The organism is Kocuria atrinae (assembly GCF_039531425.1).
In the GTDB taxonomy this organism is placed as follows: domain Bacteria; phylum Actinomycetota; class Actinomycetes; order Actinomycetales; family Micrococcaceae; genus Kocuria; species Kocuria atrinae.
The window spans coordinates 96129-115388 of record NZ_BAAAQA010000002.1; the positions used below are offsets into that span (position 1 = coordinate 96129).

19 protein-coding genes are annotated in these 19260 nt (G+C 62.7%); 16 read left to right on the top strand and 3 right to left on the bottom strand.

The window, feature by feature from the left end; translation table 11 throughout:
* Positions 1-29: 29 nt before the first annotated feature.
* The 13 genes from ABD283_RS01035 to murA all read left to right on the top strand — a co-directional run bounded on the left by ABD283_RS01035 (position 30) and on the right by murA (position 12552).
* Entirely contained in the window at positions 30-1940 is a 1911-nt protein-coding gene (locus tag ABD283_RS01035; RefSeq protein WP_344223209.1) for a polysaccharide biosynthesis protein, read from the top strand.
* Complete coding sequence (locus tag ABD283_RS01040; RefSeq protein ID WP_344223210.1) at positions 1937-3049, top strand: MraY family glycosyltransferase; 1113 nt, start codon at positions 1937-1939, stop codon at positions 3047-3049. The genes ABD283_RS01035 and ABD283_RS01040 overlap by 4 nt, the downstream gene beginning before the upstream one ends.
* 113 nt (positions 3050-3162) lie before the next feature.
* On the top strand, positions 3163-3636 hold the full coding sequence (locus ABD283_RS01045) for a hypothetical protein (protein ID WP_344223211.1): 474 nt from the start codon (positions 3163-3165) through the stop codon (positions 3634-3636).
* Positions 3623-4000, top strand: coding sequence for an AtpZ/AtpI family protein (locus tag ABD283_RS01050; protein ID WP_344223212.1), 378 nt, complete (start codon positions 3623-3625; stop codon positions 3998-4000). Before ABD283_RS01045 ends, ABD283_RS01050 begins: the two co-directional genes overlap by 14 nt.
* 30 nt (positions 4001-4030) lie before the next feature.
* Entirely contained in the window at positions 4031-4822 is a 792-nt protein-coding gene (gene atpB, locus ABD283_RS01055) for a F0F1 ATP synthase subunit A (RefSeq protein ID WP_344223213.1), read from the top strand.
* A 109-nt stretch (positions 4823-4931) separates the two neighbouring features.
* Entirely contained in the window at positions 4932-5132 is a 201-nt protein-coding gene (locus tag ABD283_RS01060) for an ATP synthase F0 subunit C (RefSeq protein WP_016996283.1), read from the top strand.
* A gap of 50 nt (positions 5133-5182) precedes the next feature.
* A complete protein-coding gene (locus ABD283_RS01065; protein ID WP_344223214.1) occupies positions 5183-5734 on the top strand; it encodes a F0F1 ATP synthase subunit B in 552 nt (183 codons plus the stop codon).
* Positions 5734-6609, top strand: coding sequence for an ATP synthase F1 subunit delta (atpH, locus tag ABD283_RS01070; protein ID WP_344223215.1), 876 nt, complete (start codon positions 5734-5736; stop codon positions 6607-6609). Before ABD283_RS01065 ends, atpH begins: the two co-directional genes overlap by 1 nt.
* A gap of 138 nt (positions 6610-6747) precedes the next feature.
* Positions 6748-8406, top strand: coding sequence for a F0F1 ATP synthase subunit alpha (atpA, locus tag ABD283_RS01075; protein WP_344223217.1), 1659 nt, complete (start codon positions 6748-6750; stop codon positions 8404-8406).
* Positions 8407-8462: 56 nt separating this feature from the next.
* Positions 8463-9374, top strand: a complete 912-nt coding sequence (locus tag ABD283_RS01080; protein WP_344223218.1) for a F0F1 ATP synthase subunit gamma — start codon at positions 8463-8465, stop codon at positions 9372-9374.
* Between the two features lie 43 nt (positions 9375-9417).
* Positions 9418-10884: a F0F1 ATP synthase subunit beta gene (atpD, locus tag ABD283_RS01085; RefSeq protein ID WP_344223219.1), complete on the top strand. Its 1467-nt coding sequence runs from the start codon at positions 9418-9420 to the stop codon at positions 10882-10884.
* Between the two features lie 2 nt (positions 10885-10886).
* Positions 10887-11165: a F0F1 ATP synthase subunit epsilon gene (locus ABD283_RS01090; protein ID WP_344223220.1), complete on the top strand. Its 279-nt coding sequence runs from the start codon at positions 10887-10889 to the stop codon at positions 11163-11165.
* Positions 11166-11268: 103 nt separating this feature from the next.
* Positions 11269-12552, top strand: a complete 1284-nt coding sequence (gene murA, locus ABD283_RS01095) for a UDP-N-acetylglucosamine 1-carboxyvinyltransferase (RefSeq protein ID WP_344223221.1) — start codon at positions 11269-11271, stop codon at positions 12550-12552.
* A 158-nt stretch (positions 12553-12710) separates the two neighbouring features.
* On the opposite strand, the gene ABD283_RS01100 is transcribed toward murA, so the two are convergent.
* The 3 genes from ABD283_RS01100 to ABD283_RS01110 all read right to left on the bottom strand — a co-directional run bounded on the left by ABD283_RS01100 (position 12711) and on the right by ABD283_RS01110 (position 15208).
* A complete protein-coding gene (locus ABD283_RS01100; protein ID WP_095797343.1) occupies positions 12711-12914 on the bottom strand; it encodes a cold-shock protein in 204 nt (67 codons plus the stop codon).
* A gap of 282 nt (positions 12915-13196) precedes the next feature.
* Positions 13197-13892: an endonuclease NucS gene (gene nucS / locus ABD283_RS01105; protein ID WP_344223222.1), complete on the bottom strand. Its 696-nt coding sequence runs from the start codon at positions 13890-13892 to the stop codon at positions 13197-13199.
* A 194-nt stretch (positions 13893-14086) separates the two neighbouring features.
* Positions 14087-15208, bottom strand: coding sequence for an AI-2E family transporter (locus ABD283_RS01110; RefSeq protein ID WP_344223223.1), 1122 nt, complete (start codon positions 15206-15208; stop codon positions 14087-14089).
* A 219-nt stretch (positions 15209-15427) separates the two neighbouring features.
* Here ABD283_RS01110 and ABD283_RS01115 point away from each other — a divergent pair, with 219 nt between their 5' ends.
* The 3 genes from ABD283_RS01115 to ABD283_RS01125 all read left to right on the top strand — a co-directional run bounded on the left by ABD283_RS01115 (position 15428) and on the right by ABD283_RS01125 (position 19160).
* Positions 15428-16408 carry a tetratricopeptide repeat protein gene (locus tag ABD283_RS01115; protein ID WP_344223224.1) on the top strand — a complete coding sequence of 327 codons (981 nt, stop codon included), beginning with the start codon at positions 15428-15430 and terminating at the stop codon, positions 16406-16408.
* A gap of 185 nt (positions 16409-16593) precedes the next feature.
* Complete coding sequence (locus ABD283_RS01120; protein ID WP_425552781.1) at positions 16594-17442, top strand: ABC transporter ATP-binding protein; 849 nt, start codon at positions 16594-16596, stop codon at positions 17440-17442.
* On the top strand, positions 17424-19160 hold the full coding sequence (locus tag ABD283_RS01125) for a hypothetical protein (RefSeq protein WP_344223225.1): 1737 nt from the start codon (positions 17424-17426) through the stop codon (positions 19158-19160). The genes ABD283_RS01120 and ABD283_RS01125 overlap by 19 nt, the downstream gene beginning before the upstream one ends.
* Positions 19161-19260 lie beyond the last annotated feature (100 nt).

Sequence of the window (19260 nt, forward strand, 5' to 3'; positions counted from 1 at the left end):
TTCGCGTGCTCGAAAGGACGTCAACGCGCATGGGGAACCCCCACATCAATACCCCCTCGGCGGAGAAGCCGGTTGCGTGGTTGTGGATCCAGATGATTCTGGATTCCGCCGCGTGGATCGTTGCCATGTGCGTGGCGGTGCTTCTGCGCTACGAGATGAACGTGCAGTTCGTCTCCGTGGGCGGCCTGGTGATCACGTGCGCCGTGGCCGTCGCCTGCCAGATGGTGGTGGGATTCTCTTTCGCCCTCTATAAGGGCCGCTATTCCTTCGGCAGTTTTGAAGAGGCCAAACTCCTGGTCGTGGTGACGGTGATTGTCACAGCCATCCTCGAGGTCGTATTGCTGGTATTCGGCGTGGCCATGGGGATCCCACGATCCATTGGTTTCATCGCGTTCCCCTTCGCGTGTTTGTTCATGGCGGCCTTCCGCTATCTCAAGCGCATGTACCAGGAATCCACGGCCAAGCCCGGGGCCGAGGCCCAGCACGTGGTGGTGTTCGGAGCCGGTTACCTGGGTACATTCCTGGTTCACCGCATGATGCAGGACCCGTCCTCCGAGTTCTTGCCCGTCGCCCTCATTGACGACGACCCCGCCAAGAAGCACCTGCGAATCTCGTCTGTTCCCGTGATGGGCACGCTGCACGACGTCGCGCAGGTCCTGGAAAGCACGCGATCCGCGGTGTTGATCGTGGCCATTTCCGATGTCGAGCCGCGCCTCATGCGCCGCGTTTCCGACGCCGTGGCCGGAACCAACACGCGCGTGATGACCGTGCCACCGATCACCGACATGTTGACGGGCAGTAAGCAGAGCGTGGACCTGCGGGACATCGCCATGGAGGATCTGATCGGTCGTCGCCCGGTGGACATCCACGTGGACGCGATCGCGGGCTACGTCACGGGCAAGCGCGTCCTGGTCACGGGCGCGGGCGGTTCCATCGGTTCGGAGCTGTGCCGTCAGCTCGTGGGATTCGAACCCGCCGAACTGATCATGCTGGACCGTGATGAGACCGGTCTGCAATCCACCCAGATCTCGATCACCGGTCGCGGCTTGCTGGACGGCAACGACACGGTACTCGCGGATATCAGGGACACCGAGTCGCTCGAGCACATTTTCGAGCGGCGGCAACCCGAAGTCGTGTTCCACGCCGCCGCACTCAAGCACGTGTCCCTGTTGGAGCAGTTCCCGGACGAAGCCTGGAAGACCAATGTGATGGGCACGCTCAACGTGCTCAACGCGGCCGCCAAGGTGGACGTGGATGTGTTTGTGAACGTCTCCACGGACAAGGCTGCGAACCCCACCACCGCACTGGGTCACTCCAAGCGCGTGGCGGAGAAGCTGACTGCGTGGATGGCGGGGCAGACCGGTAAACGATATGCGTCAGTGCGCTTCGGCAACGTGTTCGGCTCGCGCGGTTCCATGCTGCCGCTCTTCGCGGAGCAGATCCGCCAGGGAGGCCCCATTACGGTGACCCACGCGGACGCCACTCGGTATTTCATGACCATTCCCGAGGCCTGCCAGCTGGTCATCCAGGCAGGCGCCATTGCCAGCGGGGGAGAGGTTCTCATCCTGGACATGGGCGAACCCGTCAGGATTCTGGACGTCGCCGAACGACTGCGTGCAATGTCCGGCCGCGAGGACGTGGAGATCGTCATTACCGGGCTGCGCCACGGTGAGAAGCTCCACGAGGACCTGATCGGTGCCGGCGAGAGCGACGAACGTCCCCTCCACCCCAAGATCTCCCACGCCAAGGCCGAGCGCTTGGACCCGGCTCACCTGGATCGGCACGTGTGGAAGGTACGGGGCGGCATGCTGTTCACCGGTTCCATCCCCGTGATCAAGGACAGCACCCAGCCCCGCATCACGGACTTTTCCGTCCCGCGAGCCAAGGAACATCAGAAGCCATCCCCCTACGCAGACCGCAACGGGGGAGAGAACTCATGACAGGCCCGATCATCACTGCCGCACCGTTCGTGTCGTCGCGCATCGAAGGCCCCGGGGCCATACCGCAGGCCGACACCCTGGAACATCTACTGACTCTCGCTCTCTGGCTGGGCGGCGGGGCATTGCTCATTTCCGTCCTGCTGCCGTTCGTGATCAAACCATTGCTGGCACGGTGGGGCGTCATTGACATCCCCTCGGACAGGTCCTCACATGACCGGCCGGTGATCCGCGGCATGGGTCTCGCCGTCGCCGTGGCCATCGTGGTCATGTACACACTGGCGCTCATCCTGGGCGTGGTGGAAGTGGATCGTTCCGTGGCCCTCATTGTGCTGGCCATGATTGTGGCTAGTGCGGCCCTGGGATGGATGGAGGACTACCGCGGCGCTTCCGTGGGGACCCGCCTGGGCGTGCAGATGCTGATTGGGGCGGTGGGAACCGGCGCCATGATCATCTCCCTGGGAATCGCCGTGTGGTGGTGGCCCGTGGGGGTCATCGCCGCGGTGGCCTACATCAACATCGCCAATTTCATGGACGGGATCAACGGGATCTCCGGAATGCACGGCACCGTGGTGGGTCTGTTCTACGCCTGGGCCGGTGCCGCGAATGAGATGACCTGGATGATGTGCGCAGGCCTGATCGTGGCGGGGGCCTTCGCCGGATTCCTGCCGTGGAACCTGAGCCGTGGCACGGTGTTCCTGGGCGACGTCGGCTCCTATGTCCTGGGCGGCAGCCTGGTCGCGATCGCGATCGGCGCGTTCCTGTCCGGGGTGTACGTGGAGTACTTGCTGCCCCCGCTGGTGATCTACTTGGCGGACACTACCGTGACCCTGATCAAGCGGGTGCAACGTGGTGAGATCTGGTACAAACCCCACCGCGAGCACGTCTATCAGCGCCTCACGGACGTGGGCCTGACTCACGTGCAGTCCTCGTTGGTGGTCACCGTGGCCACGGCCCTGGTCAGTCTGATTTCCCTCTGGGGTGTGCGCGCCGACGGCGCCGGGTCGGTTCTCGCGGGCCTGGCCAGCGCCGCTGTCGTTGTGTTGTACCTGTGCCTGCCCCGGGTTCTGCGCCCGTTCACAGGACGACGTCGCCGGGCCGTGGGTTCATGAGTCACGCCGTTCCTGCCTCCGCGCACTCAGCGAGTTCTGAGCCGACAGCCGAACCCCCCGAGGCCTATGGCCGCTCGGTTTTGGTTCTGAGCGTCACATCCATACTTCTTGCTGTGATTCTCCTCACCTGTGCGGCGGTGATCGAATTCGATCCGCTGTGGCGGTCCATTGCGGTGGGGGGCGGACTGGTCATGCTGAGCACCGGTCTCACGGTGTTCATGTCCGCGTTGATGTATCGAGTGGCTCCGGCTGCGACAGCACCGGCGCTTGCCCTTCTGTACCTTCTCAAGGTCGTGGTGATGGGCTGGTACCTCATCTTTGTGGGAGCGCCCGAGTGGCTACAGACCCGCGGTTTTGCCATTACCGTGGCTGCCGGGTTGGTGGTTTCCTGGTTGGGTCTGGCACCCGTTGCCATGCGGGCGAGCACGGTTTTGGCCAGTGATTACGCGGCGGCGGTGCGTGCCAAGCAAGAGCAAGAGGCGGCCGAGCAGAAGGCCGCAGCGGATCAGGGAGAGAACAGCTCGCCCACTACTCTGGATAACAGGGCGACTGAACCGACCGAAGGAGAAGATCATGGCCAAGCGTGAACGCGATTTCTCCAACTCCCAGAAACATGACGGTGGGCGTGTCGGAACCTCTGAAACCGGTGCTCCCTCCGATGACACGCTCAGTACCGCGGGCGAGCTCGTTCAGCGAGGTGGTTTGGCGGGAGGCCTCACCATGTTGCTGTACATCGTGGTCGGTGGAGGCTTCTGGAGTTTGGTAGGCTGGGGCGCGGATCACCTGCTGGGAACAGGGTGGTTGGTGATCGTGGGAGCCGTCTTAGGTGCGGCTGCTGGGATCTATCTTGGTTACCTCCACATGCGGGAGGGCCTGAACTCCAGTTCGACCCAGATGGAGAACCCGACAAAGACATCGAAGTCTGATCAGGGCCCCACGCCCCGAGTGTGACCGGTCTGGATACCGCAGAAAGGACCCGTATTGAACCCCGCCTTGAGGATTCCGGCCGAATTCGTGGCCCCGTCAGTTGAGGACGCGCACCTGCCTCCCTTCTTCTCCGTGGGCACTTTCGAAGTCGGCAAGCATTCTTTGTTGATCCTGTTGTCGGTGGTTCTCATCGCTGGGTTCTTCATGTACGTCGTCCGCCGCCGCGCCCTGGTCCCCTCCAAGGGTCAGTACCTGGGCGAAATGGGCTACGGCTTTGTCCGTAACCACCTGGGCCGCGACATCATCGGCGAGAAGGAATTCCGCCCGTACATCCCGCTGCTCTTCACGTTCTTCTTCTTCATCCTGGTCAACAACCTGTTCGGCTCCATTCCGGTGCTGCAGCTTCCGACCTTCTCCCACCCGGGCACCGCGTACGTCTTCGCGGCCATCGCCTACATCGTGTGGGTCTTCGTGGGTATCAAGCGCCACGGCTTCGGCGGCTTCTTCGTCAAGATGACCATGCCGCCGGACGTTCCCAAGGTTCTCTACATCGTGTTGATCCCGCTCGAGTTCCTCTCGAACATGATCATCCGCCCCGTCACGCACGCACTTCGTGTGTTCGCCACGATGTTCGCCGGCCACATGGCCATCATGGTCGCCGCCGGCTTCACCGCCTACCTCGCCACCGGCGTGGGTGGAGCACTCGGTATCGGTGGATCCGTTTTCGGCGTGATCCTGGGCCTCTTCATTTACTTCCTGGAGGTTCTGATTCAGATCCTGCAGGCCTACATCTTCACCCTGCTGTTTGCCGTGTATGTACAGGGCTCACTGCAGGAGGGGCACTGACCCCACGAAGCAGTGGTCCGATCGGACCGCTGATGTGACCATCGTCCATTTACGATTCCAGTAATGGCATCACTGCCCGACACGGGCACCCAGAAAGGAAATATCCATAATGGAAGGTTCGCTTAGCGTCATTGGCTACGGTCTCGCTGCCATCGGTGGTGGCATCGGTGTGGGTTTGATCTTCGCTGCTTACATGCAGGCAGTTGCTCGCCAGCCCGAGTCCCAGCGCGTGATTCAGCCGATGCTGTTCATGGGCTTCGCCGTGGTCGAGGCTCTGGCCATCCTGGGCTTCGTGCTCGCACTCCTCTAAGAGCGGCTCGTCCGCACTTAGTCCTTAACTAGAGAACAGGAATCGCGCACATGACCGCAATGTTGTTGGCAGCAGAAGAAGGGGCTAGCCCCCTGTTCCCCAATGTCTGGCAAATGCTGATCACCGCCATTGGGTTCCTGATTCTGCTTTTCATCGCGATCAAGTTCATCGTTCCGGCGTTCGAGAAGGTCTACCGCGACCGCACCGAAGCCATCGAAGGTGGACTTGCCAAGGCCAAGGCCGCTCAGGCAGAGGCCAAGGCCGCTCGCGACGAGTACAACCAGCAGCTTGAGAGCGCCCGCCTCGAAGCCCAGAAGATTCGTGAGGAAGCCCGCACCGAGGGCGAGAAGATCCTCGCGGACTTCAAGGATCGCGCCAACGTCGAATCCGCTCGGATCACCGAGAACGCACACAAGGCCATCGAGGCCGAGCGTGCCGCCGCAGTGGTTTCATTGCGCGACGAGGTTGGCACCTTGGCAACACAGCTCGCTTCCAAGATCGTCGGGGAATCCCTGAACGACGACGCTCGTGCAAACCGCGTTGTCGATCGCTTCCTGGCAGATCTTGAATCCGAGCAGGGTCGCACAGGAGCTGCACGGTAATGGCAGAAGCATCGAACGAACCCTACCGTCCCCTCACAGTGGACATTGATCGCTGGGCTTCGGAAGCAAACGTCGGAACAGCCAAGCAGCTGTTCGGCATGCTCGACGTCATCGACGGCAACGGCGCACTGCGTCGGGCGCTGACGGATCCGTCACGCGCCGCCGACGATCGCGTGAAACTCGTACACAGGCTCTTCGGGGAGCGGACCCACAAGTCCGACACCGTTGAAGCGGTGTCCGGTTTCGTGCACCGACTGTTGGGCAATGAGGAACAGGATCCCGCTATCGAGATCGTGTCCGAGCTTGTGAAGCAGCGCTCCGCCAACGAGCGACAGCTCGGTGACGGCATTGAACGAACCGCAGTGATGATGGCAGCTGCGGCTGCCGAGAACCGCGGGGGCCTCAATGCCATGGAATCCCTGGTGGATGAACTGATTCAGTTCAAGAACACCGTGGATCACTCCGAGGAGATCCAGGGTGCCTTCGCAGATTCGCGCGCTAGCGCGGGAGCCAAGGCACAGCTCGCATCCCGACTGATGCCCAATGCATCTGAAGAGGGCGCACTGTTGACTCAGCGCGCCGTCAGCGAGCCGCGTGGAGCTTTGCCCGGTCGTTTGATCGAGCGCTTCGCAGAAGTTGTTGCCGATCGGCAGCAGCGTTGGATCGCCCGCATCGTGACGTCTCGTCCGTTGAGCCACGAGCAGTTGGAGAAACTGCGTCAGAGCCTCAACGCTCTGTACCAGCGGGATCTCAAGCTCGCTGTCGAGGTGGACCGCTCACTGATCGGCGGCTTGCGAGTGCAGGTCGGTGAGGAAGTCATCGACGGGTCCGTGACTCATCGTCTGGGCCAATTGCAGCAGCGAATCGGAGCCTGATCCCCTGGTGGAGCGGGGATCGCGGGGAGTCGGTCGATGCCGGCATCTCGTCGCGTTGCCTCCACCGGCCGTTGACACGGTCAGCAGGCGATGGGGCAACGCATCGCGACTAGAAGAAGTTAGGTCATTGCGCGGGCGATGATCACGAAACGTAGAGAGCAGGGACAGCAGATGGCCGATGTGACCATCAATGCCGACGAAGTCCGTAGTGCGCTGAACGAGTTCGCGGCGTCCTACGAACCCGGCAATGCAGAACGAGTAGAAGTCGGACGTGTCGCCAGTGCCGCTGACGGTATTGCGCGTGTCGAGGGTCTTCCCTCGGTCATGGCCAACGAACTCCTGAAGTTCGAGAACGGTGTTCTTGGTCTGGCCTTGAACCTCGACACCCGCGACATCGGTGTTGTGGTTTTGGGCGAGTTCCAGGGCATCGAAGAGGGCCAGGAAGTTCACCGTACCGGTGAGGTTCTGTCCGTACCGGTGGGCGAGGGTTACCTCGGCCGCGTGGTGGATCCCCTGGGCGAGCCGCTGGACGATTTGGGACCGGTTGCGACCGACGGTCGTCGCGAGCTGGAGCTGCAGGCTCCGGGCGTGACCATGCGTAAGTCGGTTCACGAACCGCTGCAGACCGGTATCAAGGCTATTGACGCCATGATCCCGATCGGCCGTGGCCAGCGTCAGCTGATCATTGGTGACCGCCAGACCGGTAAGACCGCTATTGCCGTGGACGCCATTTTGAACCAGCGTTCCAACTGGGAAACCGGCGATGTCGATAAGCAGGTGCGCTGCATCTACGTGGCCATCGGCCAGAAGGCATCCACCATTGCTTCGGTGCGTCAGACCCTCGAGGACAACGGGGCCCTGGAGTACACCACCATCGTGGCTGCGCCGGCTTCCGAGTCGGCCGGTCTGAAGTACCTCGCTCCGTATGCGGGTTCCGCTATCGGTCAGCACTGGATGTACAACGGCAAGCACGTTCTGATCGTGTTCGACGATCTGTCCAAGCAGGCCGAGGCCTACCGTGCCGTGTCCCTGTTGCTGCGCCGCCCGCCGGGACGTGAAGCGTACCCGGGTGACGTGTTCTACCTGCACTCCCGTCTGCTGGAGCGTTGCGCCAAGCTCTCCGACGAGCTCGGTGCCGGTTCGATGACCGGTCTCCCGATCATCGAGACCAAGGCGAACGACGTCTCCGCGTTCATTCCGACCAACGTGATTTCGATTACCGACGGTCAGATCTTCCTCCAGTCGGACCTGTTCAACGCGAACCAGCGCCCCGCAGTGGACGTGGGTATCTCCGTGTCCCGCGTGGGCGGTGCCGCTCAGGTCAAGGCCATGAAGAAGGTCTCCGGTACGTTGAAGCTGGATCTGGCCTCCTACCGCTCCATGCAGGCGTTCGCGATGTTCGCATCCGATCTGGATGCCGCATCACGTCAGCAGCTGACTCGCGGTGAACGTCTGATGGAGCTGCTCAAGCAGCCCCAGTACACCCCGTACCCCGTGGCGGATCAGGTCGTGTCCATCTGGGCAGGTACCACCGGTCAGCTCGACGACGTCGATGTTGCCAACGTGAATGAGTTCGAGAAGGCCCTGATCGAACAGGTCCGTCGAACCACCAACGTGATGGATTCCATCGAATCCACGGGCAAGCTCGAGGACGACGCAATCGACGCGTTGAAGACGGCTGTTGCCGAGGTCAAGCGCGACTTCCGCGGTTCGAACCACGGGATTGAGCCCGGTCACGAGGAGCACGAGTCCCTCGAGACCGAGGACGTCAACCAGGAAAAGATCGTCAGGAAGTAACCGAGTCAGCGGTGTGCCGGTGACGGCACACCGCTGCGGTGCCGAAAGGAAGTTTCATGGGAGCGCAGATTCGGGTCTACCGACAGAAGATCTCATCCACCTCGTCAATGAAGAAGATCTTCAAGGCGATGGAGATGATCGCGACTTCGCGCATCAACAAATCCCGTCAGAGCCTCGAAGCGGCGTACCCGTACGCCAACGCGCTGACCCGTGCGGTCTCCCAGATCGCGTCTCAGCACAATATTTCCCACCCGTTGACCTCCACCGTGGATGACGTGCGTCGTTCCGCAGTGGTGATCTTCACGTCCGACCGCGGTTTGGCCGGCTCCTACTCATCCAACGTGCTCAAGCGCGCTGAGGGTTTGTTGGAGATGCTGAACTCGGAGGGCCGGGAAGTTCGGGTCTATCTGGTGGGTCGTAAAGCCAAGGCGTACTTCGATTTTCGTCGCCGCGATTACGACGAGTTCTGGACGGGCGATACCGACAACGCCAACCCCGAGCGTGCTGAGGAATTGACCGAGCGTCTGTTCGGCGACATCAGCGCGAGCTACGACGACGGTGGCGTGGACGAGATCCACCTGGTGTACACGGCTTTCAAGTCCATGGTGACGCAGGAGCCGCGCGTTCTTCGGTTGCTTCCCATCGAGGTGGTCGATGCCAACGAACTCGATGACGAAGTGGCCGAGGACTACGAGGATCTCGAGGAGACGAACAACAATTTCGAGTTCGAGCCGAACCCGGAGGAGTTCCTCAACGAGGTGCTGCCTCGTTACATCAAGTCTCGTATCTACTCGACCCTGTGCCACGCGGCCTCCAGTGAGCTGGCTTCCCGTCAGCGAGCCATGAAGGCCGCCGGTGACAACGCGGATGAACTCATCAAGAAGTACACCCGTTTGATGAACAACGCCCGCCAGGCCGAGATCACCACCGAGCTGACCGAAATCGTCAGTGGCGCCGAGGCCCTGTAACCAGGGTTCCGCCACTACCCACCGCCGAAATGAAGTGAGAGAAATGACTGCCACTATCAATGAACAGGCCGCACAGCCGGTCTCGGGGGGCGCGACCGGCCGTGTCGCCCGAGTGATCGGCCCCGTGGTCGACGTCGAGTTCCCTGAGAACCAGGTTCCCGCCGTCTACAACGCTTTGACCGCCGACTACGAGTTCAATGGCGAACCTCGCAAGATCACCTTCGAGGTAGCGCAGCACTTGGGCGACAACATGGTTCGCGCCATCTCCCTGCAGCAGACCGACGGTCTGGTGCGCGGTACCCAGGTGAAGGACTCCGGCGCCCCGATCTCCGTGCCCGTTGGTGACGTGGTCAAGGGCCACATCTTCAACGTGCTGGGTGACTCGCTGGACCTGCCCATCGAAGAGCTGGATGTCCAGGATCGCTGGCCCATCCACCGCAAGGCGCCGTCCTTCGCGGAGCTCGAGGGTTCCACCGAAATGATGGAAACCGGCATCAAGTCCATTGACCTTCTGACCCCCTACATCAAGGGCGGTAAGATCGGTCTGTTCGGCGGTGCCGGTGTGGGCAAGACCGTGCTGATCCAGGAAATGATCACCCGTGTTGCCCGTAACTTCGGTGGTACCTCCGTGTTCGCCGGTGTGGGCGAGCGTACCCGTGAAGGTAACGACCTGTGGGTCGAGATGGAAGAAGCCGGCGTGCTCAAGGACACCGCCTTGGTGTTCGGCCAGATGGATGAGCCGCCTGGAACTCGTTTGCGCGTGGCCCTGTCCGGCCTGACCATGGCGGAGTACTTCCGCGATGTTCAGAACCAGGACGTGCTGCTGTTCATCGACAACATCTTCCGCTTCACGCAGGCCGGCTCCGAGGTGTCGACCCTGCTGGGTCGTATCCCCTCCGCCGTGGGTTACCAGCCCACCCTGTCGGACGAGATGGGTGTGCTCCAGGAGCGCATTACCTCGACTCGCGGTCACTCGATTACGTCCATGCAGGCCATTTACGTGCCCGCGGATGACTACACCGACCCGGCTCCGGCCACCACCTTCGCGCACTTGGACGCCACCACCGAGCTGTCCCGTGAAATCGCCTCGCGTGGTCTGTACCCGGCTATCGACCCGCTGTCCTCGACCTCCCGCATCCTGGACCCGCAGTACGTGGGCCAGGCGCATTACGACGTGGCAACCCGCGTCAAGGGCATCCTGCAGGAGAACAAGGAACTCCAGGACATCATCGCGATCCTCGGTGTCGAAGAGCTCTCCGAAGAGCAGAAGGTCGTGGTCTCCCGCGCCCGTCGCATCGAGCAGTTCCTGTCCCAGAACACCTACACCGCCAAACAGTTCACCGGTGTCGAGGGCTCCACGGTTCCGCTCGCGGAAACCATTGAGGCCTTCGGCAAGATCTGCGACGGCGAGCTGGATCACGTTCCGGAACAGGCGTTCTACAACGTGGGTGGCCTGGACGATGTCATGCAGCGCTGGGACGAGATCAAGTCCCAGACCGGCGAGAAGTAATCATGGCTGAACTCATTGTCGAGGTTGTTGCCCTGGACCGTAAGATTTGGGCAGGTACCGCCAAGATGGTTCGTGTTCGCACCACGGAGGGTGACATTGGCATCCTCCCCGGACACGAGTCGGTTGCGGGTCTGCTCAGGCCGGGCAAGTTCGCCGTTGAGCGTGTGGACGGCGGTCGCCTGAGCGGTCACATTGACTCGGGATTCATCTCGGTCGACAGCAACCGCGTGACGGTTGTTGCGGACGAGGTTGATTTCGATGGACAGTCCGAGTCCGAGTAAGTAGTTCGTAGCTAGAACGCGCATCGTGGCCCCCGTACCTATTGGGTACGGGGGCTCGTGCAGTCTGAGAGCGTGGTGCTGACCGCGTGATCTGGAGGACCCCATGGAAGAGAAGATCGAGGTTCACGGACCCACCAAGGTGTCCGGGGTGCTCCCGGTATCGGGGGCCAAGAACAGTGTGCTCAAACTGATGGCGGCAACCCTGCTGGCAGCGGGGGAGTCGACCATCACCAACGTCCCTGAGATCCAGGACGTCACCATCATGGCGGAGCTGTTGCGTCGGTTGGGGTGCACGGTTCGTTACGACCCGGCGCAGCAGACCGTGGACATCGATGTTCCCGAGGTCCTGGGGCACCAGGCGGACTACGATCTGGTCCGCGCAATGCGCGCCTCCATATCCGTTCTGGGCCCGCTGGTGGCCCGCTGCCACCGCGCTGAGGTGGCATTGCCCGGTGGGGACGCGATCGGTTCACGCGGTCTGGACATGCACCGCGCCGGTCTTGAGGCCATGGGTGCTCAGTTGAGCATCGAGAAGGGTTTCCTGCGGGCCTCCGTGGCGGACAACCTGCACGGAACCACCTATCACCTGGACTACCCGTCGGTGGGGGCCACGGAGAACCTCATGATGGCCGCGGCTCTGGCGGACGGTGTCACGGTTCTGGAGAATGCCGCTCGTGAGCCCGAGATCGTGGACATCGGGCGCATGATGCAGGAAATGGGCGCTCACATCGATGGCTTGGGGACGAGCACCATCACCATAGAGGGTGCCCAAAAACTGCATCCCGTCACGCACCGCACCGTTCCGGACCGCATCGTGGCCGGGACGTGGGCGTTTGCGGCGGCAATCACTGGTGGGCGCGTGGAGATCGAGGGCGCTGAACCCGCCCACCTGACCATGGTCCTCGAGAAGCTGCGCGGTGCCGGTTGCACGATCGACACGTCCCAGGGGCGGTTCACCGTGCAGGGGCCTGAGCGACCCACGGCCATTAATGTCTCGACCTTGCCGTATCCGGGTTTCCCCACGGACCTCCAACCGTTCGTTGTGGCGTTGAACGCGGTGGCCGAGGGCTCCGGAATGGTCACGGAGAACGTCTTCGAGGCCCGCTGGGGTTTCACGGCGGAGCTGGAGCGCTTGGGAGCTCGAGTTCGGCTGGATGGTCATCACGCCCGGATCGACGGACTCCCCGCGCTTCAATTGTCCGGCGCACCGGTTGAGGCCAAGGACATCCGCGCGGGCGCGGCTCTGGCGATTGTGGGCATGGCTGCCACGGGTGTCACGGAGGTCTCAGGGGTGGAGCACATCGACCGCGGGTACGAGCATTTCGTGGAACGGCTTTCGAGCGCGGGCGCCAACGTGCAGCGGCGCATCGTGGGCGGCTTGTTCTGAGAATTGCCCTAGCGCGATTCAGATTTTGATCGGGTGACGGGCCAGGCACACAATGCTGGTCCGTCACCCCGCATTCTCGCCGACTAGCCCGGTCGGTGGCCGACAAACACAAAACCCCGCATCCACCTGGATGCGGGGTTTCGTTCGGGGTGAAACTATCAGATGACAGTCACGCCGGTAGCCTGGGGGCCCTTCTGGCCCTGACCGATTTCGAACTCGACGCGCTGGTTCTCTTCGAGAGTGCGGAATCCACCGGTCTGGATTTCGCTGTAGTGAACGAAAACGTCACCCTCAGCGTCGTCCGGGGTAATGAAGCCGAAGCCCTTCTCTGCGTTGAACCACTTAACGGTGCCCTGAGCCATAATGGGGCGCTCCTTCTGGAGTAAATAAATGCGTGTACTTGTTTTTGTACACCTGAACAGGTACCGCGAGAAGGCTGTGGATGCGGCTCACTAGATGTTGCGCCACAGCGCCAGTCAGAACTTCACGCTCGCTACCATTCCTGCGAGCATGTAAAACATGAAGCGAAGAACGGTACTAGCTTCACACACCCGGAGACCAAGGTCAACAGCTATCAGTCTGCTGATGACAAATGTCGCCTGTCATTCACGGTTTGTTTGCCTACCCTCGGGTACCTATCGCCCCTAGAAGAGCCGCGATTGAGTGTCCACGTTGCCGCGCATCTCCTCGTAGTCCAAGGTCACACATTCAATACCGCGGTCGTGGGCCAGAGTGCGGGCTTGTGGTTTGATCTGTTGAGCTGCGAAGACACCGCGCACAGGCCGCAGCAGAGGATCGCGGTTGAGCAGTTCGAGATAGCGGGTGAGTTGTTCGACACCGTCGATGTCACCGCGGCGTTTGAGCTCCACTGCCACGCTGGCCCCGGAACCGTCACGAGCCAGGATGTCCACCGGACCGATGGCCGTGGGGTACTCGCGGCGCACCAAAGAGAAATCTTCTCCGAGCAGCGTGATTTGTTCGGCAAGCAATCGCTGTAGATCCGCTTCCACGCCGTCCTTGATCAGTCCGGGATCCACTCCCAGGTCGTGACCGATGTCCTCGTGGATCTCGTAGACGTCGATCAGCAGCCGGTCATCGGACTTCGCCGCTTGCACGATCCATGATTCTCGGACACCCTCCGCGATCTGCTCGGGGGTCGGCTCACCCACGTGCAGTTTGGCGGGCGGGCTCATCCAGTTCAGCGGTTTGTAGGAACCGCCGTCGGAATGCACCAGCACGGACCCGTCCGCCTTCAGCATGAGGAGGCGCCGGGCAAGGGGCAGAAGAGCATTGAGGCGGCCTTCGTACCGCACGGAACAGTCAGCTATTACCAATCGCACCGGGCAAGCCTATCGCTCCGATGGCGACGCCGCTCACCCGGGAGCATACGACGCCGCTCTCTCGCTCGGCGGGTTTCAGCACTGTGCATGGCTGGCCGGATCGAGGAACGAGACGAGACGGCGGTTCGAGCTAGTGAGCAATGCGGTGGGCTGCCGGCGGAACCAGGCCGAGCGGCGTCGTCGTCGGGGGAGCACTAGCGAGCGTCCTGGCGGGGGACGAAGACCTCGCGAACCAGGAGCAGACCGGCCGCGGCAGTGGGAATCGCGATCACAGCACCGAGGATTCCCCACAGGGCGCCACCGGCGGCCACGGCAATGACGGCCACTGCGCCGGGGACGGCCACAGCGCGCTTCATGATGCGGGGCGAGACGAAATACGCCTCGATCTGGAGGTACGCGAAGTAGCACAGGGCAAAGGGGAGCACGGTGTCCCAGCCGCCCAGAATGGCGAACAGTGTCATCAAGATCCCGGCAAGAACGCCGCCGACCAGGGGGATGAAAGCGAGTACGGCCACGAAGAGCACGAGCAAGGTGGCATAGGGGACGCCGGTGATGGTCATCAGGACAAAGGCCACGGAGGCGTTGATCAGGGCCACGCACGCCTGACCGACCACGTAGTTACCCACGCCGTTGATCATCTGGTCGCCCAACTTCTGGACGCGTGCGCGGCGGCTGGCCGGGGCCAGACGGTATCCCCACGCCTTGGCCATGGGCAGCGAAAACAGGAAGTACAGGGTCAGGGCCATCACGATGATCGTGCCCGTGACCGCGTTGATGACCACACCACCCACGCTCACGACCGAACCGAACATGCCACCCAGCAGATCCTGGTTGGTGGACAACTGCGTCTGCAAAGATCCAACGGTTTGTTCAAAGGTCGCGGCAATCTTGAACCGCTCGTCCAGGGCCTCGAAGAACGAGGAACCCATGAACTGATTGACCAGCTCCGGAATGGTGCCCATGAACTGTTGCGCCTGGTGCACCATGCGAGGAACTGCCAGCACGATGAAGGCGGTGATGGCCATGGCCAAAGCAATGATCACCGCGGTAACAGCTACGGGCCGTGGCAACCCGCGGGACTCGAGCCAGCGCACAATGGGATCCAGGCCCAACGCAATGAACGCAGCGGTAACCACCCAACCCGCCAAACTGCCCACGTTGGTCAGCACGTAGAACCCCAGCAAGGCAATACCCACGCCCAGGGTCAGGAAGAAGCCGGTCTGCACCGGGTGACCACCGGCGAAAAGACCCTTGTCCCACGGGGCACGGCGCGGCGCCGGCGTGGAACCGGGAATGGTCCCCGGCTCTGGTGGCACATCGAAACGATGGCGCGACGGACGGAATCTTTGGGCAGACTTTGCCGGCGGCAAGGGTGAGGTGGTCACGCCGGAAGCGTACAACGCACGCCCGCATTGGGGCACTTGCGGCGCGCGTGACGATAATGGCTGTAGTGCAGGATCGACGCGGCCGGTCATCGACCCCTTCTTGGTGTTGAGTCCGGGCGTGCGAGGACGAGGCTACGAAGGAGACCGAGTATGACTGAATTCCCTCAGCAATCAGGCCAGCAGCGACCGCAGGCACAACAGGGTCAGCCCGATGCGCAGGCACAGGCCGTGCCGGCGTCCGTGCGTGGTGCCGTGGATCTCGGCGCGATGCAATCCGGGGGAGCGGCAGGTAGCGGGGCAGCGTCGTCGACGGCGGATGGCGGCAATGCAAGCTACCGCGTGAGCATCACCGCGCAGGACTTCCAGAAATACGCCGAGCAATCGGCCACCGTGCCCGTGGTCGTGGCGTTGTACGCGCCGCAGAGCCCGGACTCCGAGGCCTTTGTCGAGACACTGGCCGGGCTGGTCGATAGCTACCAGGGACGTCTCCTGCTGGGCACCGTGGACGCTTCCAAGGAACAGCAGATCGCACAGGTGTTCCAGGCCCAGAGTGTGCCCACGGTGGTGGCCATGCTCGGTGGACAGGCCGTTCCGTTGGTGAACTCGACCGTACCGGCGGAGCAGATGCGTCAGCTCCTGGACGAGTTGCTCACCCTGGCGGCCCAGAACGGGGTGACCGGCACGGCCGAACCCACCGCGCCGGCGGCGCCCAAGGAACTGCCCCCGCTGCACCAGGAGGCACTCGAGAAACTCGAGGCCGGTGACTTGGACGGCGCTGAGGCCAGCTACAACAAGGCGCTCGCGGAAAACCCGGGAGACAAGGACGCGAAGCTTGCTCTCACCCAGGTGCGCCTGCTCCAGCGCGTCAACGCAATGGATGCGAACGCCGTGCGTCAGGCGGCCGCGGACGATCCGCAGAACATTCAGGCGGCACTCGACGTGGCGGATCTGGACGTCTCCGGTGGCCACGTGGAGGACGCGTTCCGGCGCCTGCTTCAGCTGGTGCGGACCACTTTCGGAGACGACAAGGACACCGTGCGCGAGCGCCTGGTGGAACTCTTTGACGTGGTCGGTTCGGAGGATCCGCGGGTCACGGCTGCGCGCGGTCAGCTGATGCGAGCGTTGTTCTAAATTCCGCCTGAACAGCCTGACCGTCAACCGGGGGTGTTGACCAGAGCGGGGCCTGTACTTCGGTACCGGCCCCGCTCTCTACTTCTTGTGTGTGACGCTCAATCAGGCCAGGGGATGACATGGCACGCCGTGAAATCACACCGGCGGGGGATGTGTGTCACACGTGCAGTTCATAGGCTGAGGACATGAGCATCCACGCGCACAGTTCCAGGCCCGCGGAGCGACCTCCGCAATCACCGACTTCCCACCCAGCGCTCATGATCCAGGACCTGACCAAGGTGTACGGCCACCCCGGCCCCGGGACACGACCGGCCGCGGATCGGGTCAACCTCCACATTCCTCGCGGCTCTTTCTACGGGTTGGTGGGACGCAACGGTGCGGGCAAGACCACCACATTGTCCATGGCAACGGGGCTCTTGCGGCCCACCGCAGGCAAGGTGTGGATCGGTGGCGGCAGCCAGGACCAGCCGGTGGACGTCTGGGCGGACTCCGTGGCAGCGAAGCGGCGCATGGGTGTGCTGCCGGACGGAACTCACCTGTTCGACCGGCTGACCGGGCGACAGCTGGTGACCTACTCGGGCTTGCTGCGCGGTATGGACCGCGAACTGGTCAAGGATCGCACCGAAGACCTCATCCAGGCGATGGACCTCCAGGACGCTGCGGGCAAACAGGTCCAGGACTACTCGGCCGGTATGACCAAGAAGATCGCGCTCGCGGCGGCCATGATTCACGCACCGGCATTGCTCGTGCTGGACGAACCCTTCGAATCGGTGGACCCGGTCTCCGCCGCCAATATCCGCGCCATCCTACATCAGTACACGCAGGCCGGCGGCACCGTGGTGGTCTCGAGTCACGTGATGGACCTGGTCCAGCGCATGTGCGATCACGTGGCGGTCATGGACAACGGCCGCGTGCTGGCGCAGGGCACAGTCGACCAGGTACGCGGAGACATGTCCCTCGAGGATCGCTTCGTCGATCTCGTGGGCGGCCGCACGGACGCGGGGGAGGGTTTGTCTTGGCTTCGACCCGAGTGAATTCAGCGAGTACCTCGGACCACACGGGTGCGCCCTGGGCCGGGCAAGAACCTGAACGGGACGGCGTGGCCGATCCCGAGACGCTCCGCCCTTCGGGCCCATCGGCGTCCGCGAGCCACGCCCGACCCGTGGGCCCACTGACCGAGGGGTTGCGCCTGGGCTCGCTCAAGTGGAAGCTGCTCGTCAACACCCTGACACGCAGCACGTGGATCCTGGTGGGCACCATCCTGGGCGGTCTGTACATCCTGTTCATGGGCGGAATGATCGCGGTTGGCCTCTTCTTCCTTGCCAACGAATCGCTTGAGGCCATTGTCACGACCGCAGTGCTGGGCGGAGCCGTGGTCATTCTCGCGTGGTGGCTGTTCCCCATCGTGACGTCCAAGGCAGACGCCAGCTTGGACCCGTCCCGACTGGCATTGTTCCCCTTGCGGATCCCAGGGATACAGCTCGGGCAGATCCTGGGTGCGGTGATCAGTATTCCCGGTGCCGCAACACTGCTTCTGGCCTTGGGCTGGGTGACGTCCTGGAGATTCTCCGCCGTGGCGCTTGCCGTCGCCGTTCCGAGCGTCCTCCTGGGTCTTCTCCTAGCGTTCACCGGTTCCCGCACGGTCACCGCGCTGTCCGCGAGTCTCAGTAAACACCGCCGCGTGGGTGAAATCGCCTCGATCATCTTCCTCGTCCTGATGATGCTGCTGGGCCCGATCTTCATTGGTCTGGGGCAGGGCCTGGAGCAGGTCTGGGAGCAGTTGCCCACGTGGGCCTCCTACCTCGCATGGACCCCCTTGGGCGCGGTCTGGGCGATGCCCGCCGACGCCGCTCAGGGTCAGTGGCTCGAGGCTCTCGCTCGGTTGGCCATCACCGTGGTGTCCATCGTGGTGCTGCTGTTCGTCTGGCGATTCGCCTTGCGTAGGGCACTGTCCGAGGCTACCGGTGGCGCCGCGCGTTCCGGTTCCAAGACGGTTTCCGGAGCGGGCCTATTGGACCGGCTGCCGGCCACTGCGTGGGGAGCGGTGCTCGCCCGATCCCTCATTTACTGGGTGAAGGATCCGCGCTACACGGCCTCGCTGGTTATATATCCGGCCATGGGCGTGCTGATCTGGTTCTTGAGCGAGCAGTCCGGTACGGGTCTGATGTGGGCTTACCCAGCCGTGATCGCGTTGTTCATGGCTTACACGATTGCCGCGGACGTGGCGTACGACAACACCGCGTTCTCACTGCACATCCTGTCCGGTGTGAGCGGCCGGGACGACCGCCTGGGCAGGGCCATTGGGTTGATCATCGTGACGATTCCCCTGGTGCTGTTCGGCTTGGCTTTAGCCATCGTGCGTACGCAGGACTGGCATTTGCTGCCCGGGGTCATCGGTTTGTGCGCCGCACTTCTGTTGGCGGGTACCGGCGTCGCCTCGGTGCTATCTGCTCGTTACACCTTCCCAGTGGCGCCCCCGGGAGCATCACCCATGAAGACTCCGCAGGGGTTCACCATTTTGAACATGCTGCTGCAGTTCGTGATCATGGCCGTTGTGTTCGTCATGGGGTTGCCGCAGTTGATCCTGATCATCGTCCAGGTGGTCTCAGGAGACATGATGTGGGGTTGGATTGCCCTGGCGGTGGGCATCGTGGAAGGTCTGGTCATTCTGTGGCTCGGTATCGTGGTGGGCGGCAAATGGCTGGAGCGACGAGCCCCGGAATTGTTGCAGGAAGTGGCCCAGTACCGCTGACGGTCGGTGAATCGACTGTCCGGGTTCCCGGAAACTGCGCGGAGCGCGGGGTGGAGCGACCGGCCCGCGCATCGGGCCCTCAGCGCCCAGAGTTCTTTCA